This window comes from Mesorhizobium sp. M9A.F.Ca.ET.002.03.1.2, assembly GCF_003952365.1.
In the GTDB taxonomy this organism is placed as follows: Bacteria; Pseudomonadota; Alphaproteobacteria; order Rhizobiales; family Rhizobiaceae; genus Mesorhizobium.
In genome coordinates, this window is the sequence record NZ_CP034443.1 from 4528147 (window position 1) to 4551765 (window position 23619).

24 protein-coding genes are annotated in these 23619 nt (G+C 61.5%); 5 read left to right on the top strand and 19 right to left on the bottom strand.

Going from position 1 to position 23619, the window contains the following annotated elements:
• Nucleotides 1-35 precede the first annotated feature (35 nt).
• The 6 genes from EJ066_RS21840 to coxB form a co-directional block, all read right to left on the bottom strand.
• Entirely contained in the window at nucleotides 36-509 is a 474-nt protein-coding gene (locus EJ066_RS21840) for an aminoacyl-tRNA deacylase (protein ID WP_126041549.1), read from the bottom strand.
• A gap of 183 nt (nucleotides 510-692) precedes the next feature.
• Nucleotides 693-1097 carry a cytochrome C oxidase subunit IV family protein gene (locus tag EJ066_RS21845; protein WP_126041551.1) on the bottom strand — a complete coding sequence of 135 codons (405 nt, stop codon included), beginning with the start codon at nucleotides 1095-1097 and terminating at the stop codon, nucleotides 693-695.
• Between the two features lie 9 nt (nucleotides 1098-1106).
• Nucleotides 1107-1829 (bottom strand): heme-copper oxidase subunit III family protein, encoded by a 723-nt coding sequence (locus EJ066_RS21850; RefSeq protein ID WP_126041554.1) that lies wholly within the window; start codon nucleotides 1827-1829, stop codon nucleotides 1107-1109.
• Nucleotides 1830-1842: 13 nt separating this feature from the next.
• Nucleotides 1843-2547, bottom strand: a complete 705-nt coding sequence (locus EJ066_RS21855; protein WP_126041556.1) for a cytochrome c oxidase subunit 3 — start codon at nucleotides 2545-2547, stop codon at nucleotides 1843-1845.
• Nucleotides 2544-4313 carry a cytochrome c oxidase subunit I gene (gene ctaD, locus EJ066_RS21860; protein WP_126041558.1) on the bottom strand — a complete coding sequence of 590 codons (1770 nt, stop codon included), beginning with the start codon at nucleotides 4311-4313 and terminating at the stop codon, nucleotides 2544-2546. The genes EJ066_RS21855 and ctaD overlap by 4 nt, the downstream gene beginning before the upstream one ends.
• 89 nt (nucleotides 4314-4402) lie before the next feature.
• A complete protein-coding gene (coxB, locus tag EJ066_RS21865) occupies nucleotides 4403-5218 on the bottom strand; it encodes a cytochrome c oxidase subunit II (RefSeq protein ID WP_126041560.1) in 816 nt (271 codons plus the stop codon).
• Between the two features lie 444 nt (nucleotides 5219-5662).
• Here coxB and EJ066_RS21870 point away from each other — a divergent pair, with 444 nt between their 5' ends.
• The gene (locus tag EJ066_RS21870; protein ID WP_126041562.1) at nucleotides 5663-6187 is read left to right on the top strand and encodes a hypothetical protein; all 525 of its coding nucleotides are present in this window, start codon (nucleotides 5663-5665) and stop codon (nucleotides 6185-6187) included.
• 51 nt (nucleotides 6188-6238) lie between these two features.
• Here EJ066_RS21870 and EJ066_RS21875 read toward each other — a convergent pair whose 3' ends face one another.
• The 8 genes from EJ066_RS21875 to EJ066_RS21910 all read right to left on the bottom strand — a co-directional run bounded on the left by EJ066_RS21875 (nucleotide 6239) and on the right by EJ066_RS21910 (nucleotide 14435).
• Nucleotides 6239-7555: an ArgE/DapE family deacylase gene (locus EJ066_RS21875; protein ID WP_126041564.1), complete on the bottom strand. Its 1317-nt coding sequence runs from the start codon at nucleotides 7553-7555 to the stop codon at nucleotides 6239-6241.
• 3 nt (nucleotides 7556-7558) lie between these two features.
• Nucleotides 7559-8515: an ABC transporter permease gene (locus EJ066_RS21880; protein ID WP_126041566.1), complete on the bottom strand. Its 957-nt coding sequence runs from the start codon at nucleotides 8513-8515 to the stop codon at nucleotides 7559-7561.
• On the bottom strand, nucleotides 8512-9489 hold the full coding sequence (locus tag EJ066_RS21885) for an ABC transporter permease (RefSeq protein WP_126041568.1): 978 nt from the start codon (nucleotides 9487-9489) through the stop codon (nucleotides 8512-8514). The genes EJ066_RS21880 and EJ066_RS21885 overlap by 4 nt, the downstream gene beginning before the upstream one ends.
• A gap of 14 nt (nucleotides 9490-9503) precedes the next feature.
• On the bottom strand, nucleotides 9504-10490 hold the full coding sequence (locus EJ066_RS21890) for an autoinducer 2 ABC transporter substrate-binding protein (RefSeq protein ID WP_126041570.1): 987 nt from the start codon (nucleotides 10488-10490) through the stop codon (nucleotides 9504-9506).
• Between the two features lie 33 nt (nucleotides 10491-10523).
• The gene (locus EJ066_RS21895) at nucleotides 10524-11294 is read right to left on the bottom strand and encodes an ATP-binding cassette domain-containing protein (RefSeq protein WP_126041572.1); all 771 of its coding nucleotides are present in this window, start codon (nucleotides 11292-11294) and stop codon (nucleotides 10524-10526) included.
• 109 nt (nucleotides 11295-11403) lie between these two features.
• Nucleotides 11404-12180: a glutamine amidotransferase gene (locus tag EJ066_RS21900; protein WP_126041575.1), complete on the bottom strand. Its 777-nt coding sequence runs from the start codon at nucleotides 12178-12180 to the stop codon at nucleotides 11404-11406.
• Nucleotides 12177-13472 carry a PfkB family carbohydrate kinase gene (locus tag EJ066_RS21905; RefSeq protein WP_245454958.1) on the bottom strand — a complete coding sequence of 432 codons (1296 nt, stop codon included), beginning with the start codon at nucleotides 13470-13472 and terminating at the stop codon, nucleotides 12177-12179. Before EJ066_RS21905 ends, EJ066_RS21900 begins: the two co-directional genes overlap by 4 nt.
• 153 nt (nucleotides 13473-13625) lie before the next feature.
• Nucleotides 13626-14435 carry a hypothetical protein gene (locus tag EJ066_RS21910; protein ID WP_126041577.1) on the bottom strand — a complete coding sequence of 270 codons (810 nt, stop codon included), beginning with the start codon at nucleotides 14433-14435 and terminating at the stop codon, nucleotides 13626-13628.
• A 69-nt stretch (nucleotides 14436-14504) separates the two neighbouring features.
• On the opposite strand from EJ066_RS21910, the gene EJ066_RS21915 reads away from it, so the two are divergent.
• On the top strand, nucleotides 14505-14975 hold the full coding sequence (locus EJ066_RS21915; protein ID WP_126041579.1) for a hypothetical protein: 471 nt from the start codon (nucleotides 14505-14507) through the stop codon (nucleotides 14973-14975).
• A gap of 20 nt (nucleotides 14976-14995) precedes the next feature.
• On the opposite strand, the gene EJ066_RS21920 is transcribed toward EJ066_RS21915, so the two are convergent.
• Nucleotides 14996-16009: a GNAT family N-acetyltransferase gene (locus EJ066_RS21920; RefSeq protein WP_189644336.1), complete on the bottom strand. Its 1014-nt coding sequence runs from the start codon at nucleotides 16007-16009 to the stop codon at nucleotides 14996-14998.
• A gap of 32 nt (nucleotides 16010-16041) precedes the next feature.
• A complete protein-coding gene (locus EJ066_RS21925; protein WP_126041582.1) occupies nucleotides 16042-17316 on the bottom strand; it encodes a hypothetical protein in 1275 nt (424 codons plus the stop codon).
• Nucleotides 17317-17566: 250 nt separating this feature from the next.
• On the opposite strand from EJ066_RS21925, the gene EJ066_RS21930 reads away from it, so the two are divergent.
• Nucleotides 17567-18751, top strand: a complete 1185-nt coding sequence (locus tag EJ066_RS21930; protein ID WP_189644337.1) for a Mur ligase family protein — start codon at nucleotides 17567-17569, stop codon at nucleotides 18749-18751.
• On the opposite strand, the gene EJ066_RS21935 is transcribed toward EJ066_RS21930, so the two are convergent.
• Together EJ066_RS21935 and EJ066_RS21940 are read right to left on the bottom strand one after the other, a co-directional pair.
• Nucleotides 18699-19856: a hypothetical protein gene (locus EJ066_RS21935; RefSeq protein ID WP_126041585.1), complete on the bottom strand. Its 1158-nt coding sequence runs from the start codon at nucleotides 19854-19856 to the stop codon at nucleotides 18699-18701. The genes EJ066_RS21930 and EJ066_RS21935 overlap by 53 nt on opposite strands.
• A 33-nt stretch (nucleotides 19857-19889) precedes the next feature.
• Nucleotides 19890-20882, bottom strand: coding sequence for a formyltransferase family protein (locus tag EJ066_RS21940; RefSeq protein ID WP_126041587.1), 993 nt, complete (start codon nucleotides 20880-20882; stop codon nucleotides 19890-19892).
• Nucleotides 20883-20942: 60 nt separating this feature from the next.
• Here EJ066_RS21940 and EJ066_RS21945 point away from each other — a divergent pair, with 60 nt between their 5' ends.
• On the top strand, nucleotides 20943-21749 hold the full coding sequence (locus tag EJ066_RS21945) for a glycosyltransferase family 25 protein (protein ID WP_126041589.1): 807 nt from the start codon (nucleotides 20943-20945) through the stop codon (nucleotides 21747-21749).
• 46 nt (nucleotides 21750-21795) lie between these two features.
• Nucleotides 21796-22734 (top strand): polysaccharide pyruvyl transferase family protein, encoded by a 939-nt coding sequence (locus tag EJ066_RS21950; RefSeq protein WP_189644338.1) that lies wholly within the window; start codon nucleotides 21796-21798, stop codon nucleotides 22732-22734.
• 99 nt (nucleotides 22735-22833) lie between these two features.
• On the opposite strand, the gene radC is transcribed toward EJ066_RS21950, so the two are convergent.
• A complete protein-coding gene (gene radC, locus EJ066_RS21955) occupies nucleotides 22834-23589 on the bottom strand; it encodes a DNA repair protein RadC (protein ID WP_126041593.1) in 756 nt (251 codons plus the stop codon).
• Nucleotides 23590-23619 lie beyond the last annotated feature (30 nt).

A 23619-nucleotide genomic window follows, 5' to 3' on the forward strand; every position in this document is an offset into this window, starting at 1 on the left:
CCGGCGGGAATGCCGGTGCGGGTGGGACGGAGCGTTCAGTATGCCGGATAGCTGAAGCGGGCCTGGTGCGCGTCGCTGGTCAGGTTGCGGAAATCCTTGCCGCTGACATGCACCAGCGTCTTGTGGTCGCCGCCCTCGAAATAGATGTCGGCCGCATCACCGAGGCTTTCATCGAGGATCACCGGCACATCGTAGGCCGCGCCGATCGGCGGAACGGCGCCGGTGTCGCAATCCTCGAAGAGCGAAACCACCTCATCTTCGGAGGCGAGCCCGATACGTTTGTCCATGACGTCCTGCAACGTGCCGAGCTCGATCCTGTGCGTGCTGGGAACCACGGCCAGCGCATAGCCACCCTCGTGGTGAACGACCACCGACTTGGCCATTATGCTGCCGGGCACATGTGCCGCTATGGCGGCCTGCCTGCTTGTCGATGTGCGATGATGCGCGACGGTGTCGTAGGACACGCCTTTCCCGTCGATAAAGTCCTTCAGTCTGTTTGCGATCGTCATATTGAGCCTCCCTTGCTGGAGTTCGCGACGGGAAAACGACCGATATCGTTCTCCTTCTGTCGTTCCGCTGATGACAAAAATGGGCCAGCTGCCGATCGTTTCAAGGCAAGGCATACAGAGCGGACGCAAACCTCCCGAGCTTGACGGGAAATGCTGGCGAAAAGCCTGAGTTCGGATTGCGCGTCAGGGCTGGGCCCCGAAAAACACCATCCGGGTGAGAAGCGTGTAATCCGCTTCGAAGACCATCATCGTCACGAACACCAGCACCAGTATCGGCGGCAATATGATCGCATACGCCAGCGCCAGCCTTTCCCAGGCCATGTGCATGAAGACCGCGACGATAAGCCCAGCCTTGAGCATCATGAAGATCAGGATCAGCGACCATCTGAGATAGCCGTGGAGGCCCAGATAATCGACCAGATAGGAACAGGCGCTGAGGATGAACAGCCATGCCCAGACCACCAGGTAGAGCTTGATCGGGTGCTCCTGATGAACGTCCGCATCGGCGACGCCGGTCGTCGTCGCGTCATGCGGGTGACCAGCGTGAAGTGCGTGTTGCCCCAGGCCGTTTGCGGTTGCTTCAGCCATGTCTGCCTCTCACCAAAGATAGAAGAATGCGAAAATGAACACCCAGACCAGGTCGACGAAATGCCAGTAGAGTCCCATGATCTCGACGTTCTCGTAGCGGCCCTTGCGGCTGGTGAAGAAACCGGGCCGTCCCGTGTCGTAATCGCCGCGCCAGACCTTTCGCGCCACGATGATCAGGAAGATCACGCCGAACGTCACATGCGTGCCGTGGAAGCCGGTGATCATGAAGAAGGATGACCCGAACTGCGCGGCGCCCCAGGGATTGCCCCACGGCCGCACCCCCTCGGTGATCAGCTTGGTCCATTCGAAGGCCTGCATGCCGACGAAGGTCGCGCCGAGTGCCGCGGTCAGAAGCATGAGGACCGCCGTCTTGCGGCGGTCGCGGCGATAACCGTAATTGACCGCCATGGCCATCGTTCCGCTGCTCGAGATCAGCACGAAGGTCATGATGGCGATCAGGATCAGCGGGATATCCGAGCCGCCAATATGAAGGGCAAAGACCTTGCTCGGATTGGGCCACGGTACCCGAGTGGACATGCGCGCGGTCATGTAGGAGAGCAGGAAGCAGCCGAAGATGAAGGTGTCGCTGAGCAGGAAGATCCACATCATGGCCTTGCCCCAGGACACGTTCTTGAACGCGCGCTGATCCGAGGACCAGTCGGCGGCGACGCCTCGCAAGCCCGCCGGCCGCGGCTGTGCCTGGCCGATATGCGTCACTGTCGTCTCTGCCATCCGCCCGGCCCTCCTAGGTCAGCAACTGTCGGCAAATCTCGATGAACGTCGCGGCCCAGCCGGCCAGAAGCGCGAAGATCGCGAGCCAGACGAAAAGCAGGAAATGCCAGTACATGGCGCACAATTCGACGCTGAGGCGAAGCCGCTCCGGCCGTGCTCCGTTCCAGGCGCCGGCAGCGGTTCTGCTCAGGCCCACCAGCCCTCCCAGAATGTGCAGGCCATGCATCCCGGTTATCAGGTAGAAAAAACTGTTGGCTGGATTGGCGGTCAGCAAGTAGCCGTCGGCGGTCAGTTCCCGCCATGCCACAAGCTGTCCGATCAGGAAGGCAAGCGCGGTGAGCCCGGCCGTGGCGAGGCCGAGCCTGACCGTGTCGATTTGGCCCCGGCGTGCGGCGACCGAGGCGCATTGCAGCGCGATGCTGCTCAGGACCAGCACGCCGGTATTGAACCAGAGCACGCGCGGTAACGGCAGCGCCTGCCAGTCCGACAGCGCCATGCGCATGAAATAAGCGCTGGTGAACAGCGCAAACAGGCAGCCGACGACGGCAAGGAAGACGCCGAGGCCGATCTTGGCGGTCGGCAGCGTCGATCCTTCCAAGCCGATAGTATCGCCGATCACACCTTGCTCGAGCCATGGCTTCGCCGTCAGCCGCTGGTGGGAAAGCCACCATCCGGCAAAGCCGGCGATCACGAGAAGGAAGACCAGAATGACGCTCATGCCGGCTCCCTTGAGGAGCCGAAGGAGCCCGGCATGTTTTGCGGGATAAAGTCCTCCTTGGCGCCCGGCACGCTGTAGTCATAGGCCCAGCGATAGACGATCGGCAGTTCCTTGCCGAAATTGCCATGGGCGGGCGGTGTTTCGGGCGTCTGCCATTCGAGTGTCGTGGCGCGCCACGGATTGCCGCCGGCCTCCCGGCCATGGCGGATGCTCCAGATCAGATTGAACAGGAACACGATCTGAGCAAAGCCGACGAGGAATGCCATGATGCTGATGAAAGAGTTCAGATTGTGGGCCGACTCGGTCATGACAGTCATGTCGGTCAGTTCGTTGTAGCGCCGCGGCACGCCCATCAGGCCGATGTAGTGCATGGGAAAGAAAATCAGGTAGGCACCGAGGAAGGTGACCCAGAAATGGAACTGGCCCAGCCTCTCGTCCAGCATCCGGCCGGTGACCTTCGGGTACCAGTGATAGATCGCGCCGAAGATCACGAGAATCGGGGCAACGCCCATGACCATATGGAAATGGGCAACGACGAACATCGTGTCCGACAGCGGAACGTCGACGACGACATTTCCGAGAAACAGCCCGGTCAGCCCGCCATTGACGAAGGTGACGATGAAGGCCAGGGCAAAAAGCATCGGGATGGTGAGGTGGATGTCGCCGCGCCACAGCGTCAGCACCCAATTGTAGACCTTGATCGCGGTCGGGACGGCAATGACCAGTGTCGTGGTGGCGAAGAAGAAGCCGAAATAGGGGTGCATGCCGCTGACATACATGTGGTGCGCCCAGACCACGAAGCTCAGCGCGCCGATGCCGACGATGGCCCAGACCATCATCCGGTAGCCGAAGATGTTCTTGCGCGCATGGGTGCTGATCAGGTCGGATACGATGCCGAAGGCCGGAAGCGCCACGATATAGACCTCCGGGTGGCCGAAGAACCAGAACAGATGCTGGAACAGGATCGGGCTGCCGCCGCCGTGCTGCAATTGTTCGCCCATCTCGACGATGGCCGGCATGAAGAAGGAGGTGCCGAGCGCACGGTCGAACAGCATCATCACGCAGGCGACAAACAGCGCGGGGAACGCGAGCAGCGCCATGACGGTCGCGGTGAAGATACCCCAGACAGTCAGCGGCAGGCGCATCAACGTCATGCCGCGCGTACGCGCCTGCAGCACCGTCACGACGTAGTTCAAGCCGCCCATCGTGAAGCCGATGATGAACAGGATCAGCGAGACGAGCATCAGCATGATGCCCCAGTCCTGGCCGCCTGGTGTGCCGGTCATGATCGCCTGCGGCGGGTAGAGCGTCCAGCCGGCGCCCGTCGGTCCGCCGGGCGCAAAGAAGCTCGACACCAGAACCAGCACGGCGAGCAGGTAAATCCAGTAGCTCAGCATGTTGACATAGGGAAAAACCATGTCGCGAGCGCCGACCATCAACGGGATCAGGTAGTTGCCGAAACCACCCAGGAAGAGTGCCGTGAGCAGGTAGATCACCATGATCATGCCGTGCATGGTGATGAACTGGTAGTAGGCTTCCGGGGTGATGAAGTCGAACGTGCCGGGGAAGCCGAGCTGCAGCCGCATCATCCAGGACAGCACCAGCGCCACCATGCCGATTGCCGTCGCCGTCGCCGAATACTGGATGGCGATGACCTTGGCGTCCTGCGAAAAGACGTATTTCGTCCACCAGCTGTGAGGATGGTAGAGTTCCATCTCCGCGACTTCGGCGGGCGGAATGGCATCTGCAGGTGTGGTATCGACCATACGAAACACCTCTGTATGCTTTTCGGCGAGACTCGACGGTTTCGAGCCCTGCCGCAATTTCAACCCACGTCGCCGTCTTTCCCCGGCGTCTACTCTGCCGAGCCCACCTGCTGGGGGGCCGACAATTGCGCGAAAGTCTGCTGCTCGCCGAGCCAGGCGAGGTAATCTTCCTGCGTATCGACCATGACCACGCCATGCATCAAAGGATGCCCCTGGCCGCAAAGTTCGGCGCACAGGACCTGGAAGGTTCCGGTCTTGGTCGGGGTGAACCAGAAATAGGTGACCGAGCCCGGGATCATGTCCATCTTGGCGCGGAATTCCGGCACGTAGAAATCATGCAGCACATCGATCGAGCGGAGCAGCATCTTGACCGGCTTGCCGACCGGCAGATGCAGATCGGCCGCTTCGACCACGACATCGTCCTGACCGTTGGGATCGCCAGCGATGACGCCCAGGGGATTTTCAGCGCTGACGTTGCTGGTGTCGGATGTGCCGAGCTTGCCGTCCTTGCCAGGCAGGCGGAAACTCCACTGCCATTGCTGGCCAACGACTTCGACAACGGTCGCGTCGCTTGGAACGTTGACGAACTGGCTCCAGACGAACAGGCCGGGAACCAGCAAGGCGGTGACCCCGATCGCGGTGACGATGGTCAGCCACCATTCGAGCCGCTTGTTCTCGGGTTCGTATGCCGCCTGATTGCCTTCCCGATGACGGAAGCGGAAGACGCAATAGGCCATGAATAGCACGACGGCGGCGAAGACGACGCCGGTGATCCAGAAGGTGATGATGATGGTGTTGTCGATATAGTCCCAGTTCGAGGCAATCGGCGTCCACCACCATGGGCTCAGGAAGTGGAACAACACTGAGCCCACAACTACCAAAACGAGTACAAGCGCGATGGCCATATCCCGTTTCCTCCCGGCATTCCAAAGGGCGCGAAGTCGTCCCAGGAAATGCCGTGTGCATCATAGCTCGATTTCCAATCGAAATTCTAGTGTGGGTCTTCCGGTCGCCCGAAAACGCAATGGCGACGATGTGGAAAAACCAAGAAGAAGGCCGGCGAAGAAGAAGGCTGCGGCGAAGAAAAACCTGCCAAGGACGCCGAATAACCCAGCAATTCTGCCGAATTGTGAAAGGCCGCCCTCGATACGGCGTCCACTTGGACGCACAAAGTACACTTTTGAACTCTTACTATTTACGCAACGTGCTGTCCGAGAATCGATTCCGATTTCGGACCGATACGGGTAGGCAATTGATTCGTGCCTAAACAGCGTTTGGCGGCTGGCGGTGCGAGGTTTTGATCATTATCTGCACCGTGTCGCAAAGTGCAGGGGCTGTTGGAGGGATCATTGAAGCTATTCGTCGGCACCGGAGGCGTGGTCGCCACGGCGTTCCTCCTCGCTTCGGTCTGCGGCATCGCCCAGGCCAATAGCGCTCTTGACAATTGGCGGTTCGACACGGGCAACGATGGTCTGGTCACCGCCTCGCTCCATGCCACCAACAAGCTCATCACCGGCGGCGGCGCCTTGCGCTACAGCCCGGTCCTGACAATTGCCTGCCGCGCGAATGGTGAACCGCGCTGGAGCGAACGGCTGCAGTTGAACGATGCCGTCTCCGCCAGCCGGACCATCACCGTGTCGGTGACTGTCGACAAGGCCGGCAAAGTCAACGAGAGCTGGTCGGTCGGCACGCGAGGCAGGACGCTGGTTCGAGACGGTGCCGACGGCATCAGGCGACTGGTTTCAGCAAAACGGCTTCAGCTGTCCTGGCGCTTCGGGCTGCTGTCGGGGCGAGGCGAGGCCGATTTCGACCTTGCCGGGTTCAGCGAGGCGCTCGGCCAGATCGCCGGCGCCTGCAACACCGAATTGCCGTGAGCAGATCAGCAACGGCTTAAAACGCGACTGCGGCGTCGGCGTCCATCGCTCTCACCGGCACCAGTTCTCAATCGCCAGTGCAATCGCCTTTGTGCAATCGACAAGATCGCGGACCGACACACGCTCGTTGGGTTGATGGGCTTGAGCCGGATCTCCCGGGCCGAAATTGACGGTCGGGGTATTTCCCAGGCCCGTCGGCAAGCCGATATCGCTGTGCGCACCGAAACCTGACAGTGCCGGCGACAGATTTGCCTTCTCGACCGCGCCCTGGAATACGGCGACGAACGGGTTGTCGGCCGGAATTTCCGCGCAGTCGGCATCGAGGATCCATTCCACGCGGGCGGGATGTTCGCGCAGATAGGGGTCGGCCTGGCAAATGTTGAGGACATGTTCCTCGATCTCGCGTTTGACGTTGCCGCCGAGGCCGAACTCGTCTTTTTCGCTCGGAAGGTATTGTGCATCGATGATGATCTCGGCCCTGCCGGCCATGGAGGAGGGGTGCTCGCCGGCGTTCATCTGGGTCACGATGATCTGGTTCGGCAGGTCCATGAGAGGATGGTTCTTCCTCGGGTCGAACATCCAGCGGCGGTTCAATATGTCGATGCCGTCGAGCATCTGCCTGCACAGCTGCACCGCATCGACCGGACCGCTCGAATACCAGGCATTCGGTGTCAGCTCGGCGTGGCCGCCGATGCCGTCGATGATGATGCGTCCCCATAGGATGCCGTGGCACAGGGGCGCGATCCGGTTGGCTGTCGGCTCCGTCATGATGCCGGCGTCGGCGCGAAAGCCGCGGTCGACCATCGCAAGCGAGCCCATGCCGCCGATCTCTTCGTCGACCACCGTCGTAAAGACGATGTCGCCCGAAAGGGGCGTTTGAAGCTCTTTCAGGATTTCCACGGCCATCAGCATGCAGGCGACGCCGCCTTTCATGTCGACGGTTCCACGGCCATGCAGAAAGCCGTCTTTCAAAACCGGTTGGAACGGATCGGTTGTCCAGTGTTCCGGCGCTCCCGGCGGCACGACATCGATGTGACCGGTGAGCATGATCGATCGGCCGCCGCCCTTGCCTTGCAGGACGCCACCGAGATTTGGCCTGCCGTCGAACGTCCGGCCCTTGTTGGCGCCGGGCCGGCCTTTGTACTTTTCGTAAAGTGCCGGCCCGTCTGGATCCCAGAGATCCGTTGTGAAACCCAGCCTTTCCAGTCGTTTTTGCAGATAGAGCTGGCAGTCTCTTTCGCCGGGGCCTGCCTCTTTCGGATTCGACTTGACGATGGACGGGAACGCTACGAGGTCGCTGAGTGTCTCGACGATGCGTTCGGCCTGCGTCTCCACGCGCTCGGCGATGATGTCCTCGAAAGACGGCATGAATTATCTCCAACGTTGGGAAAGTCGATCGGCGAGAAGCACGAACACCAAAAGAGCGCCGACGATACCCAGCTGCCAGACCGTGTTGACGTTAAGCTGCAAAAGTCCGGTCTTGAGCGTCACCAGCAGGATGACGGCCGCAAGAACGCCGCCTACGCCGCCGCGGCCGCCCGAGATCGCAATGCCGCCCAGCATTGCGGCGGTCAGCGATTCCAGTTCGAGATTCTGCCCGATATTGGGCCGGCCGCTTCCGAGCCATGCCAGCGAGATCAGCGCCGCGGCACCCGAAAGTGCGCCGCTCAACCCGTACAGGATGAGCCGTGCACGATCGACCGGAATGCCGACCAGATGCGCCGCCCGCTCATTGAACCCGATCGCATAGATCCAGCGGCCCCAGGCCGTCCACATCAGCACGATCCCCGCGATTGCGAAGACAGGAATTGCGATCGTGAGGAAGGGAACCGGAATGCTCGAGAAAACGCCACGCCCCCAGATCAGGAGCCAGCCCGGCACGCCGGATTGTGCCGCCCCTCCGGTCAGGGCCAGCGCAAGGCCCGAGTAGATGAAGAACGTGCCGAGCGTTGCGATCAGCGGAAGGATGGAAAGCCTTGTGACGAGGATGCCGTTGAAAGCGCCAAGAATGGCCCCGGCGAAAACACATGCCGCCGGCAGGAGAAACGACGGCAGGCCCGCCTTGAGAACGAGCATGCCGAATATGGCCGAAAGCGAAACAATCCCGCCGACGGAGAGATCGATGCCGGCTCCGCCTGCCATGACGACGATTGCCTGCCCCAGGGAGACGAGCGCCAGTATGGTTGAAAACTGGAGGATCGTCGTAACCGTTGCCAGGCTGAACACCGACGGCTTCAAGACCAGCAGGACGAAGACGACAATGACCCACAACAGCGCCAGCAGGGTGAGGACAAGCGCCGGACCCTGTAGATTGCGGATACGGTTCATTTGCCGGCCCACCGAAACCGCGAGAGGGACAGACGATTGGAAAGGACCTCGAAACTGAGCACGCCGATCAGCAGTCCTCCGGTCACCACCGGTTGCCACAGGGAAGGAATTCCGACCAGCAGCAGGCCGTTCTGGAGGAGCCTCAGGAGCAGGACGCCAAGGACGGTGCCGACAAGGCTGCATTTCCCTCCCAGTATGCTGGTTCCGCCGAGAACCACGGCCGCGATCGCATCAAGCGCCAATGTGCTGCCGACGGTCATTTCGACGTTGCGATAGTTGGCGACATAAAAGGTGGCGGCGAGACCGGTGAGGGCGCCGCTGATGATGAAGGTCGCAAATCTGACCTTGATCACGGGGATGCCGGACAAGCGGGCCTTTTCTTCCGAGTTGCCGATGGCAAGCAGATGCAGGCCAAAGGGCGTTCGCCGCAGGGCGACCCAGACGGCAAGATAGGCGAGCGCGATCACATAGGCGGCGATTGGCAGGCCAAGAATGGTCGTTCCAAGCAGGATCGTCAGCCCGGTCGGCAGGCCCGAAAGCCATTGGCCGCCAAGCAGGACGAAGATTGCCGTCCGGTGGACACCGAGAAGACCAAGCGTCCCGACAATGGCCGGCACCCGGCCAAGCACAATGACGGCGGCTGCCACAAGGCCTAGCAGCGCGCCCGTGAGCGGGCCGACAAACGCTGTGAGCACCGGGTCGACACCGGCTCCGAGCGCGCGGCCAACCCCGATCGCCGCCAAGCCCATGACGACGCCGACGGATACATCGATGCCGCCCATGGCCAGGAGCAACATCATGCCCAGGCCGACCAGGAGCAACTCGATGCTGTTGCGCAAGACCGTTCCGGCATTGCCTGACGTGGCGTAGTAGGGCGATGCGACAGAAAAGACGATGATTGCCAGCACGCAGGCGGCGAGCAGGGACCACTCCCGCCCGGTCATCGAGAAAACACCGTCTCTGAACTGTCGCATCGTCTGCCGCAGGCTCAGAAATCAAACTTGTCGACGTTCTCGGCCGTAAACACAGCCGGCGGGCCGAGCAGCAGAATGCCTTTGGTGGCGTCATAGGTGACGGGGTTGTCGAATCCCGGAACCTTGTTTTCCGCTTCGAATGCCTTTCCGTCGATCAACTGCTTTCCAGCCCAGACCGTAAGGTAACCGAGCTGTGCCGGGTCCCACAAAACGGTGAAACCGAAGGCGCCGCTCTTGAGGTAGGAGCGCGCGGTGTTCGGGCTGCAATAGCCTGCACCGATCACCGACCCGATCTTGCCGGCGGTTTCGATGGCTTGCGCGACGCCCGGGCATGTTGTGGACGCAACCGCGATGATGGCCTTGATGTCTGGATTGGCGGCCATCAGGTCGCCGGAAATCTGGGCGGCGCGCTCTGCCGTGCCGCCGGCATACTGCGGCTCCAGAAGCTGCAGCTTCGGGTATTTCGCCGATGCCTGCTTCTGCATGAAGCCGATCCAGGCGTTCAGGTTGGACGCCGTCGCTTCACCGGAAACGATGCCGATCTTGGCTTCCTCCCCGACACGCTTGACCAGTTCGTCGATGATGGTGGCGCCGAGGCCCTCGTCCGTTGCCTGGGCGACGTAGACCGCGCGGCCACTGTCGGGCGCATCGCTGTCGCTGGTGAACAGCTTGATATTCTTGGCTTCGGCGGCCGCAACGACGGGGGCGATGCTGGAGGCATCGAGAACGCTGACCGAGATCGCGTTGACGCCCTGATCGATGAGGTTCTGGACGATCTGCAACTGGTCGACCGGATTGGTGTCGACGGGGCCGCTGTAGATGAAGTCGACGCCGAGTTCCTTCGCGGCGCGATTGCCGCCGGCTTCCATGGCGTTGAAATAGGGAATGCCGATCAACTGCGGCACGAAGGCGACCTTTGGCTTGTCCTGTGCGAAGGCGGCGGTCGAAACGGCGAAAGACAGCGCCGAGACGGCAAGAGCTTTGCTGATGTGCTTAAGCATGATTTGAACCTCTCTGGAATTTGACGCGCAGTTCTATTTTGTTTTTTCGAGCGCCCGCACGCCGGGATGAGCGCCCGTTATGAACGAGACGATTTCTTCGGGATTGGTTTCGGCACGCAGCCGTTCGGTCACTTTTCGGCCGCGCCGGAAGACGACGATCCGGTCGGCAACCTCGAAGACTTCGGAGATGTTGTGGCTGATGAGCACCACGGCGCAGCCACGCTCCGCAAGACGCCGCGTCAAAGCCAGAACCTTCCGCGTTTCGGCCACGGCCAGTGCCGCGGTCGGCTCGTCCATGATGACCAGCCTGGCATTCAGATTAAGCGCGCGGCAGATGGCGACAGCCTGACGCTGGCCGCCCGACAGGCTGCCGACCGGCGCTTCCGGGTCGGAAATGTGCGCGTCGAGCTCCTTGAGCAGGCTGTCCACGCGCCGCCGCATTTCCGCACGGCGAAGAAACGGAACGCCGAGAACCGAGCGCTTCAGTTCGCGGCCAAGGAAGACGTTTTCCGAAATCGACAGGTTTTCGGAAAGCGCCAGCTCCTGGAAGATTGTCGCGATCCCCGACGATGCCGCATCTTTCGGCGAGGCGAATGCGACCGGCATGCCCTCGACGATCAGCTCGCCGTCGCTTGGCGGATGCGCGCCCGCCAGGATCTTGATGAAGGTCGACTTGCCCGCGCCATTGTCACCCAGGAGGGCCAGCACTTCCCCGGGGCGGATTTCCAGGTCGACGTCGGACAGTGCGGTCAAAGCGCCGAAGCGCTTGGCTATCCCCCTGGCAACGAGAAAAGGAGCGGTCATGGCGACATAATTCCGAGGATTGTTAAAGCGCGTCGCAGACGCGCTTTAAGTTCTTGTTTTTATGCATGTCGTTATCGCAAAACCGCTGCGCACTTTTGCGCGACATGCATTAGGCTGCCTTGCTCACCCAGCTCAACACGTTCCTCCAAAGGCGCGCATAGCCGGGCCATTCGACAAAACTGTTCGGCAGCCAATGCGGGCCGATGTCGGAGGTCCAGGCCACCGTGCGCCCCTTGCCATGGCGCCCGACCACGAGCAGAGGATGTCCACCCTGATCCTGCGGCAATGACGCCAGCACTTCGACGTCGTCGCGATCCTTTGCGACGACCTCGTTGGCGCCGAGAAGGAGAGGCCAATCCCCCTTGATGCCGGCAAGGATCGGGTGATCCTTCGAGCCAGTGATCGAAGGGCGAAATCCTTCCGGTATCTCGAGGCGGTCGTCGTTTGGAAGGCAGGTTACGGGCAGCGCGTCTTCCACCGCCGTGCGGTGCCAGCGGGCCTTGCCGTCGATGCCCTGGAAACTGAAATAGCCTCCAACCATCACCAGGCCACCGCCGGCGTTGGTCCAGTCCCGCAACAGTTTCAACCGGTTCGGCACCGTCTTGCCGTGCAGCCAGACGTCGGGATGCAGCAACAACGAGTTGGCGCCGATGTCGGAGAGAATGATCGCGTCGTATTGGGAGAGGCCTTCGATGGTGAAGGGCAGCTTTTCCACCGCTTCATGGGCCGGCATGTAGTCAAGCTCGAATTCGCTGTCCCGCAGCGCCTTGACCAGGGGCTCGGCGCCCAGATGGAACGTCACGCTGCCGAATTGATCGAAGCCCTTGTAGTGTGTTGCCGCGCTGACCCAGCTTTCTCCAACCAGAAGGACTTTTGTCTTGCTCATTGTACGATCTCCTGTCCGCGCCGCCTGTGTTTTGCGCCGATCCGTTCGCTGTTCTTGCCGGTGTGGTCGATGGCCTCGCCGGCCGGCATGGTCTTGGTCGGCGTGAGCGCCGCTTTCAGTTCCTCGAAATTTGCAATGTGCCCCTGCGCGCCTTCGGCGGTGGTTGTCAGGCTGCCGCCGATGGCAGCGTAACGCGCGGCTTCTTCCAGGGAGGCCCCATGCAGCCACAGGCCGAGAAAGATGCCGGCAAAACTGTCGCCGGCGCCTGTGGCGTCGACCCTGTCGACGGGAAGCGCCGGGACCTCGATCTGCGGTCCGCTGGTTTTGGGAAAAACAACGGCGCCGAATTCGCCAAGCGTCAACACGACCGTGCTGCGTTGCTTGACCCGGACGAGCGTGTCGCGGACCTGCTGGATCATTGTCGCCAACGGCGTGCGGATCTCGAAAATCTCGCGCAGCATGACATCGTTGATGAAGGTCAGATCGACCCGTTTGACCATGTCCACGAAGGCCTCGGGCGTTCTCGAACTCCGGGGCAAGCCGGCCGAATGCAGGCTTACTTTCCAACCTGCCTGATGAAAGCGATCGATGGAACCGATCATGCTTTCATAGTGGAAACCCTCGATGTGGAGGCAGGCCGGGCGGACCTCGGCCTGAACATCCATATTCGCGGTCAGATCGACTTCGCTGAGTTCGAACGGTTCGCTGATGATCGTGCGGCTGCCGTTGAGCTCGATGATGACAATCGCCTGCGAGAGGCGGTTGTTGAATGTGCGCCGGATCGGCAAGGCGTGGACGCCGAGCTTTGAAAGCTCGGCCAGCGCCCAGTCGCTTTCGGGATCGTCTCCAACGGCCGTCGCCAGTTCGACGTCAAGGGCAAAGGGCGCACCAATGCCAGCGGCGGCAACAGCGAGATTGGCGGCGGGGCCGCCCAGGGCCTTTTCGATGTGCCTGGCCGTGATGCGATCGTCGCGGTGCGGCAGGACATCGACACGGCAGAGAAAATCGACGCTCACACGGCCCACAGCCAGCAGCCGAGGCAATCCCTCGATTTCCTTCGGCCGGCGCGGAGCGTGACCCGGCAACGAGCGCGCAAAGGCACTTGGCCGGTACATCAGATCGGAAATGGCCTTTTGGATGCGTTCGCGCGTGGTGTCCTTGACGACCGCCGTGTCGTTGATGAAGTTCGACACCGTGCCGATGGAAACGCCGGCGGCATGTGCGACATCGGCAATGGTGGGGCGCTTGCGCTGCACGTGTTCGACCCAATTGAAGCGCTTCAACGCTAGCAAGCGGCCGCCATGCTCTCAATAGAACTCATTTCCAATTGTTGCGGAATCTTTCCTGAGCGGCTTGCTGAAATCCCGATTTTACGGAATTCCGTTCTTCAAGTTGTTTCTTTTTGAAATTCTTTCAATTCTAAAGCAGGGGTGACTGCCGATGTGTCATAACGCGATATTCGGCTTGAGGCCGTGTTCCTGCTGCAAAATTGCGCCACCAGGGTCCAGGTCCGGATTCAAAATCTGTCGCTGCGTGACACGAAGAGCTTCACAGCAGCTTCGCTTCGTGCCATCGGGACTGTTCGCCCTCGCATTGCTCCGGGCGGCGCCCGCGTTAAGCCGTCCTCGGCGTTTCGTGGCAGGTGCGAAGTCCTGCAAATTCTTGCTGATCCGGAGGGGGAGTTGGCCGATCAGAAACCCGCCGACAAATACTTCAAGATAGAGGTAACGCAGCGCGTCTTCGTCGACGAGGCCAACGAAGATGTCGTGTTTTATTCCCGGCGCGCCGTGACGAAAGAAAAGCCGCGGGTCGTGCGGGAGAAAGATCTTCGCGATGCGCTGCTGCTCCTCCTGGATGTTCTGGTCGCGGTCATCGTCCCGCGCCGGTATTGGGCTTACCTTTGCCACGTCCAGGCCGGGGCCCGGCTCGGCAAGCATGCCCGCAAGGACCTTGCCGGGTTCGTCGAGAGCGTATCGTGCGTCATTGGCGGCGCCGCCAAATCGCAGGCCCGGGCGCTCTTTCGCGCTGGTCGCGACGCGCGCCATCGCCGCATCATGCTGCTGGCGGGCGAACTCACGCGGTTGCGCTGGCAGCCGCGTATCCGCCTTGGCGGCGTCGATGGAGTGAAGGCGGCGTTGCAACGCGGCAACGGCGTCATCATCTGGTGCAACCAGTTCACCGCGCAGAACCTGATCGGCAAGAGGGCGCTGCATGAAGCCGGCATCACCTGCCATCAGGTCAGCGTTGCCGAGCACGGATTTTCGAATTCAGCTTTCGCGAGACGGTTTCTGAACCCGTTTCTGGTGCGGGTTGAGAATCGCTATTTGGCTGGCAGGATCGTTTTCGACCGCGACGACGCCTATCAGGTCACCAAGCGCATCAGCGCCATCCTGAAGAACAATGGCGTGGTCCTGATGACGAACAATGTCTATTCGGGATCGACCTTCGTCGAAACACGGCTCGGCGGGTCCGGCCATGCGCAGTTTGCCACGACGCCTCTCAGCTTTGCCGCGCGATGCGGTGCCGCCTTGTTTTCGATGTCAACGCTCGAAATACAGCCCTTCGAGACTTATGACGCCGTGATCGGCACCGAAATCCAGATCTTTCGAAGCGAAAAGCCAGGCCTCGGAGGTGAACGGCCGTCGGCGAAGGCTTTCGCCACGCTGGCCGGCGCCGTGCTCGATTTCCGTGATCAGTTCGAGGCCGACCTGCGCAGGTGCCCTGAACAATACATGCTCTGGGGGCGTCAGGCGCACAGCATGGTCGGCTCATCGCTGCACGAAACGGACGGATGAGACCGGCCCGAAGATGATTTTCACGGCCACAGCCCATTGCGCAGGCGATAGTTGCTGACGGCAACGGACTGACCGCCGAAACGGTCTTTCCACGTGTCCCGCCCGATCATGAAATCCACTGATCTCACGCCTGCCGCACATGCTTCGCCAATGATGTGCATCATCAGCACCCAGCCGGGCGAAACCTTTCGCCACGCGGGGTCATAGGCGAGTTTTGACGGAAAGATCGTTCCGCCGCACTTGAAAAGCAGCACCGCCGCCATGATCTCCTGCTTCGCCTCCAGCGCCATGACGCTGGCGCGGCCGCGCCTGGATTCGAACGCGGTTACGTCCAGAAACATCTCCTCGACACCCGCGGCTGCAATCCAGTTGGCCGCGCCGAACCGCGCCTCGACCCATTTCCGTTTCTGAGCGAATATCCAACGTATCGAGGCCTCGAGGTCCCCGGCCGAGCCTATCTCGCGGAACCGCACCGGACCTTCGCGCTCCATCAGCTTGGTGTAGCGGCGAAGATTGTAGCGCGTATTGGAGGACTGGCTTGCCAGGAAATCGTCCCGGCTTGTGAACGCCGATATATCCAGCGCAGGCGCTACCGTTTCCCATGTGCGAGTGGCGCCGGCGTTGTCGAGAAGCGGTGCGATCTCGGCGTCGTCGCGAACGCAGTTCAGCTTGAGCGCCCGGATCGACCATTGCCGCCGGATATGCCGCCATAGCGTCTGCTTCAGCGCGTCCGAACGCCGGTCGCTCACAACGAGGATATCGTTGTAGAGCGGCGTCATCGAATCGAGCCACGCAAGCGTGGCCGTTCCGTACCAGTCCGCGATGCGCACGAATGGTGCGGCGAGAACCAATTCCGCGCCGTCGCGGATGACGACGATGTACATGGAGCGCCCATGCATCGCCTGATGGCGCTGCCAGCAGCGCGAAACCCATGCATGGCTGCGGAAGACCGCGAGGTCCGCCGCTCCCTTGGCGAGTTCATCCCATTCGTCGGCGAGACGGGCGAACGCAGCCGGACGATCGATGATTTCCACCTGAAAACAATCATTCCGGGAAGGTCCAGGCGTCATGGCGTCCACCCGCGCGACAAACGCACGACAAGCCGCTTGACGAGAGCGCCGGTGCGCCCAGCGAAGCTCTGTCCGCGTCCGGCGATTTGAATACCGGATGCTTCAAGAACAGCTTCACGGGCAGCGACGGCTCCCTGCGACTCGCCGAAGATCAGAAAGCGGCCGCGTGCCGGCCCGGGACCCGCATGTCCATAAACGGGGTCGAACATCGCCAACGGCACCAGCCAGCCAGCATCGATATGAAGCCGGCACGTCCGCAGCAACTCGCCCAGGGAGCCGTCGAACGCGCAAAACGCGAGCCTTGACACAATGAGTCCCCGCTCGCGCGAAAGCCTGGGATGCAACAGCACCTGCGCGGTGCTCGAAACAAGACGGAAGTTGAGGTCGATCGCCATCGGACGGCCGTCACCGGTGACGACGATGTCGAAGCCGGCGATACCGCGAAAGCCGAACGCTGCTCCACGCTGCGCGATTTCGCGACCAAGTGCGATCGCCGCGTCGGAAGGAGCGAGATCGGGGTCGATGAGATTGCCGGCATGCACGCCATTGGGCAGGCATAATTGCGAAGACGCGCCGACATAGGCGACCGTCGCATCGGCGAGTACGGCATACTGAACACAGTGATTTTCGGCGATATTAAGCACTTCCTCGAAAATCAGCGCGTCGCCATTGCCGAAACGCCGGTCCGCGCGTGCCCGGTGACGTGGTCGGCGGCAGATCATGACGTCCTGCCCGCCGCCGTTCGGCAGGTCTGTCGCCACTTTCAGCACCGTTGGCAGCGGCATGGCGTGCAGCGCCGCCGTAACCTCGGCTCCACCTGCTGCCAATTTTCGCCGGGGAACGGCCTGTTCCGGCACCAGCTCCGCGAGGTTGCCCTTGTTGTTCAGATATTGCTGGACCGCAGGCTCGATCCACGTCATGCGCGGTGGCGCCACCTCAGGAGGCGTCCAGTAGGTCGTCACGGCCTTGAGCGCCTTTCCGCCAAGCGACAGAAGGTGGTCGCGATACTGCGCACGCGTCTCATAGACCAGGCGCGTGTCCGCGACCGCGAGCCCGGCATCGCGCATGGCGGCAAGCCCATCCGGCGCAACCGTTCCGCGATGACAGATCAGCGGCAGGCGGCCGGCGCACGAAAGTGAATGCCCCGTGATGAACTCGACCATGTGAGGTTCGTTGGGAAACCAGCGGCTTGCCTCTTCCCAGATGCGCGGGGCCAGAAATGTATCGTTCGCATAATATGCGTCGAGTGTTTCCGCCGACTGGCCATGCATCCTTCCCGCCTCACTCGTCCCGGCAAACACGTCGCGCCCTGGTGCCCAGTCTTACCAGCGCGGAGGCATTGCGCAACGCTGAGAGTGTCGGTTAAATCGTCGCTTGCGGAGGCGGCCGTTCCACTTGAGACTCTGGAAAAAAATCAACGGGAGGGAAGGGCCCCTGCGCCGGCTGGTGCGCGGGATGAGACGCGGCTGGCGGATTCCCGTGGCAATGATTTGGCGAAGGGGCCTTCGACCGCAGCATCTCGTGGCAGTGACGGGCAGCGGCGGCAAATCGACCACGGTGGCGCTTCTTGGAAATATCCTTTCCGCGGTCGGGCCGACCCGGATCGGGATCGGCTTCAACACCCGGTACGGTGTCGCAAGAAGCATCGTCCGGGCCCGCCGGTCTGACCGCTACTGGGTGCAAGAAGTCAGCGGCCACGAGGTTGGTGCCGTGACGCTGACGGCGCGCCTTCTTCGGCATACGGTCGCGGTGGTCACGACGATCGGAACGGACCACTACAAGGAGTTCAGGAGCCAGGAAGCGATCGCCGACGAGAAATCGGCTCTGGTGGCAATGCTGCCGCCCGGAGGGACGGCGGTCTTGAACGCCGACGACCCGCTGGTTCTGGGGATGGCACAGAAGACCAGCGAACGCGTGGTAACGTTCGGCAAAAGCGCGGCCGCCGATATCCGCGCTGTGGATCATTGTTCGAGATTTCCGGAACGCCTGCATCTTACCGTTACCGACGGGAGCCAGACATTGCCCGTCAGGACAAGGCTGGTCGGCGAGAGATGGATAACGTCCGTACTTGCCGCCATTGCCTGTGGGCAAGCGCTGGGGATCGATCTGCAGACGTGCATTCAGGCGGTAGAAGCGCAGGAGCCGTCCCACGGAAAGGACTCCGTCCATGAAATAGAAGACGGTCCGACCATTATCCTCGACACCGTCAAGGCGCCGCTGTGGACGATGCAGTCGAGCATCGACATTGTGTGCGATTCCACGTCGCTGCGGCGGACGATGGTTTTCGGGACAATTTCCGACTATGCGGGCTCATCGAGCCAAAAATATCGACGAGTTGCGCAAGCGGCGCTTGGCGTGTGCGATCGCGTGTTTTTTGTCGGCCAGAACAGCGAACGCGTGGCGCGGATGCTGCCGGACAACAAGGACCGGCTGTTTGTGTTCGCGAGCACCAAGGAAGCGAGCGATTTCCTGATGGCCACCGCGTTGGCCGGCGAACTGATCTACATCAAATCATCAGGCATCGACCATCTGGAGCGCATCCTCTATCAGTGGCGAGCGCCGATCCGATGTTGGGCCGAGAGCTGCCGGAAGAGCTTCGCCTGCGACCATTGCAAGCAACTGTACGAGCACGGCCGCACGAGACGGACCGGCTTCAATCCCGAAGCGCCGCCCGCCAGTATCGGCAGCGGCGTTTCAGCCGCTTGAACCGTCGCTTCAGCTCAGGCAGTTGCAGCACGGCGTTGATCTTCTTTTTTGTCTCGTACCACCGCATCGCCCGATCGATTTCATCGACAAGGCGACGCGACCGACCGGTGGCGGTCGCCGCGGCCTCCAGATGCAAGAGGTCCGACTTGCTTCCTTCGCCGGTCACTTTGATCCGTCCGCCAGCCGAAGCGCCGGTGGGAAACGTCGGAGCCCGGTCCAGCCCGCCCAATGTGTCCAGCGCCTGCACCATGAAGGTGCAATCTTCGCAGACGCCACAATTGTCGTGCTGGTAGTCGCAAACCCTGAGGTTGTTCATCAACGTGGGCTCGCTCAAAATCCGTTGAATTTTCGCCAACCTGTGAACGAGGCCATGGTGCTCGATCCGCGCGCCGTCCGTGCCGAACAGGGGGTCGAGTGCCGGGTGCGAGCCCCATCGGCGGGTCCAGGACGATTCATCCGCCGACGACGCTATGAGCTGATTTTCGAACCGATCCGCAAGCATGTGGCGGACCGCGCCAAGCACCGCTCCATGATATTCGACCCAACCTATCATCCGGTCGAACACCGTCCTGATATCGGTTTCGATGATGATTGCTTCCAGGCCATAGGCGGCGCCGACATTTCGAGCCACGGATTTGAGATGGTCGGCTTCGCGACGATCCGAGAGCGCGACATCGGCGCCGATCAGGGTGACCAGCCCGTCGAGACGGGATCGCGCATCCACAAGGGAATAGGACGAATCGACGCCGGCCGAGAAGAACGCGCCGGATCCGCGCGACGGCGGATACTGCGTGGTCGTCCGTTCCGCGTGGATGTTCACTGGCCGGTAGCCAGGATACCAGTCGCAGAGCATGGCCTGGATCCTTTGGGCGTTTTCGAGCAGCGACGTATCGACCGGCATATCTAGGACGAGGTCGCAGCCGAGCTCCATCGCGGGGATGAGGCCGAGGCAAAGCAGAACATCGCCGGACTTCCGCAAGCCCGGCCCGGACGATTTGAAGGTCACGCTACGGCTCAGTCCGCCGCCCTTGATGGCGACGACCAGCAGGGACGGATCCGGAATGCCGCTTTGTTCGTCGAATGAAAGCTCAAGGGGTGGCAGCATCGAGCCTCTGGCGCGTTTTCGGAACGTTCATTTTCAAACGTCTGTGGCCCGGCCTGCATGCAAAATCGCGGCAACAGTGTCGAGCGAATTTCGCCAGCGCCCCAATTGCCGGCGCCGTCTCAGCCGGAGCCGTGCGTCGACGACGTCGAGGTCGATATGCCAAGCATTCACATTTGGCGGCATGCTTGTCGGTCGCCCCAGGATCTTTTCAAATCCGCTGATGAAATAGGTCCGGGTCGCTGCCCCGATCCCATCCGGCTTCCAGACAAGCCGGCCAGCCGGACCGAACAACCTGCAAAGTCGCTTCACTTGATCGACTTCAAGCGCAGAAGAGATGCGAAACTCGTCATTCCTACACTTGCGATAACTGCCGGATCCCGGTTCCTGAGGTACTGCTTCTCTCGCGCCGTCGAGGAAATCCATCAGATCATGTCGAACTATGGAAGCCGCAGCCTGAGCCTGAAGCGCGTCCCAATGCGCGTAGCCGCCGGCTGGGCCGAACGGCACATGCCGCTGGCCGATTATCGCACCTTCGTCAATGCCTGGGGTCAGTATGTGCGCGGTAACGCCGCCAAATTTGTCAGCGACGCCGTCGAACAGCATCGCGGCACGCGGCGACGGACCCTTGTAGTGCGGAAGCAATGCAGGATGGACGTTGATTGCCCTGTTGCCGAAGGGCGCGAGAAGCGACGGCGGAACGATCTCATGCGTCATCACGGTAAGCAGCGTGTCCGCGCCTGTTTCGTCAACGCGAGCGACAGCCTCGGGCCACCGTTTCAATCGTGGGCAAAGCCGTACCGGAATGCCGTGATGCCTGATGAGACTTGCCGTATCCCAGCCCGGAAAGAAGCGGTCCGGGAAGGCGCCGGTGCGGGCCAAAAGCATGCTGCCTGGGTCAAAACACCAGATTTCGGCGATCTCATGGCCCGTTTCCAGCCACGCATCGATAACGCGCGCCGCAACCCAGCAGCTTTCTGGGACAAAGATCGCGCGGTGCCGCTTCCTCGCGCCTAATGTTTGTGCCATTGTTTCGTGTGAACTCGCCGTCGGGCAACGTCGGGTTTGCGGTTGGGGGGGCGCTGACGCATGTGGCCCATTTTCATCATCAATCTGGACCGCGCACAAGATCGTATGTCGGCAACTCAAGCGCTGATGGATCGCTGTGGGCTGCCGTTCATCCGCGTTGCCGCTCACGATTGGCAAACGTTGACCGACGCTGACGCGCGGCGCTTCGTTGCAAATCCGCCGCCGCGGTTCAGCAAGCGCGCGCTTGCGCTGTCGGAGATCGCCTGTTTTCTCAGCCATATCGACGTCTGGGCGCAAATCGGCGCAGGGAAATCTCCAGCCGCTTTCGTTTTCGAGGATGACGTCGAATTCGACGGCTCGATAAACAAGCTGCTCTCGGAAATCAGCAGCAGGGAACCGGACTGGGACATACTGAAGCTCTACAGCAACAAGGTAAAAACCCTTGGCGATGCGGTGACCCTGCCGAGCGGCTATAGCTACGGCACACCCAGAATTATCCCGATGTCGACCGCCGCCTATGCGATTACGAGACCCGCCGCCAGGGAACTTGCCAGGGTAAGCCTACCGTTCGGGCGCCCCGTCGATCTTTTTATCAAGCATTGGTGGGAACACGGTTCATGCGTCAAGCTTGTGCAGCCGTCGCCGGTGTCGCGGCGCGCCGATCACCTGTCGAGCAGTGAGATCGAAGCTGGTCGAGGTCAATCGTGCCACCAGAGTTTTTTGGCTCGCTTCGTCCGAAACAGCCTGTACCAGTTGCAGTTCAGGCATAGAACCCATGTCAATGCGGCACACAGGCCGCCGGGCCGGAGATGGCTGGAAACAACCGGTCACGCGAGAATGGTAGGCGATGAACTCGACGCCATCTGAGAGACGGCCTCCGATATCCCTGAAATCGGTTCTTTTCGACAGGCTTATGCCCGTTCGCACCAACGCGCCCTATGCCTTGATCGACTATCCGGATTATTTGAATCCCGGCGATGCGGCAATCTGGCTCGGCACCCGGGCCGTCCTCGATAAGCTCAACGGTACACCGCCGGCCTACACCTCGGCGCTGAAGAATTTTTCGCCGCAAAGGTGTCGTTCCGCGATCGGCGACGGCGTGATCTATTTTCTGGGTGGGGGGAATTTCGGGGACTTTTATTCCCGGCACCACCGCGCGCGCCTACACGCTCTTTCGCTCGTTCCGAGGAATCCCGTCGTGCAACTTCCTGCAAGCTGCGCATGGACGGCCGAGACCGATGCCGCGGTGCTCGAGGAGACACGCCGCGTGCTGAGCAATCGGGAGCCGGTGATCTTCTTTGCGCGTGAGGAAAAGTCGCGGGCCGATCTCGAACGGTTGCTTGGACTCGAAAGCACGCTTTGCCCGGATCTCGCCCATGCGTTGCATTTCGAGCCATCCGCGCCCACCGCCGACCTCCGCGCCGTCCTGCGCAACGATCAGGAGGCGTCCCAACCCGTGGCCCCACCGGCAATCGAGGTGTTCGACTGGCGCGATCTGAAGGCCCAGGTCGCCTGGAACCGCTTTGGCAAGTTCGCTCTCGCGGTTGCTCCGCGCTCCAAAAAACTCGGCACGCAGGACTGGGTGACCTCTGCCAAGGTGGCAAGCGCGGTGTCGCTGCTGCGGCCGGCGCGGACGGTCATCACCGACCGGCTGCATGCCTTCATATTGTCGACTGAGCTTGGGCGAAATGTAGTGGTTCTGGACAACCGGACCGGAAAGGTGTTCGCCTATATCGACGCATGGCGGGAGCATTTTCCTCATGCTGGCAAGGCCGCCAATCTGCGGAGTGCCATTGGCGCAGTGTCTGATTTCCAGACCGCATCCAACCTGATGATGAGCCATGACGACTGACCTGCACCCGGCACCGAATGCGTGGGGCTCTGGCCGACCATCTCGGTCGCGGTTTGATGCTGTTGCGTCGAGAGGCGTGGCGCGGTCGATGGCCGCTGCTCAGATCAGCAGCAGGCCCTTCATGCTCGAGTGGCCCTTCTTGCCGATGATGATGTGATCGTGGACGGCAATGCCGAGCGGTTTGGCCGTCGCGATGACCAGCTTGGTCATCTCGATATCGGCGCGCGAGGGTGTGGGGTCTCCAGAAGGATGATTATGCGCCAGAATGATCGCGGTGGCCGAGAGCTCGAGCGCGCGCTTGACCACTTCACGCGGGTAGACCGGCGTGTGGTCGACGGTGCCGACCTGCTGCACCTCGTCGGCGATCAGCGCGTTCTTCTTGTCGAGAAACAGGATACGGAACTGCTCACGTTCCTCGAAGGCCATGACTGACCGGCAGTATTCGAGGACCTGCGTCCACGTCGACAGGACCTCGCGGCCCGTGATCTCGCTGCGTGCCGCTCGTTGGGCGGTCGCGGCAATGACCTTCAGATCGAGCGCCACCGCCGGGCCGATACCGCTGACCTCCTCAAGCCGCGCGACGGGCGCGCCAAGCACCTCGGCCAGCGTGCCGAAGCGTGTCAGCAATGCCTTGGCGACGGGTTTGGTGTCGGCGCGAGGGATCAGGCGAAAGAGCAAAAGCTCCAGCAATTCGTAGTCGAGGAGGGCGTCGGACCCCGCAGTGGCGAACCGTTGGCGCAAGCGGTCGCGGTGGCCGAGATAATGCGGCTTTTCCTGGCTCGCCTTGGTTTTCCCTGGAGGCTGGAACTGGTTTTCGGAGAAGAAACTCCGCTCGTCATCGCTCTTTGTCGCCATAGGCCGCCCACTTCCCCCTGACCGGAAAGG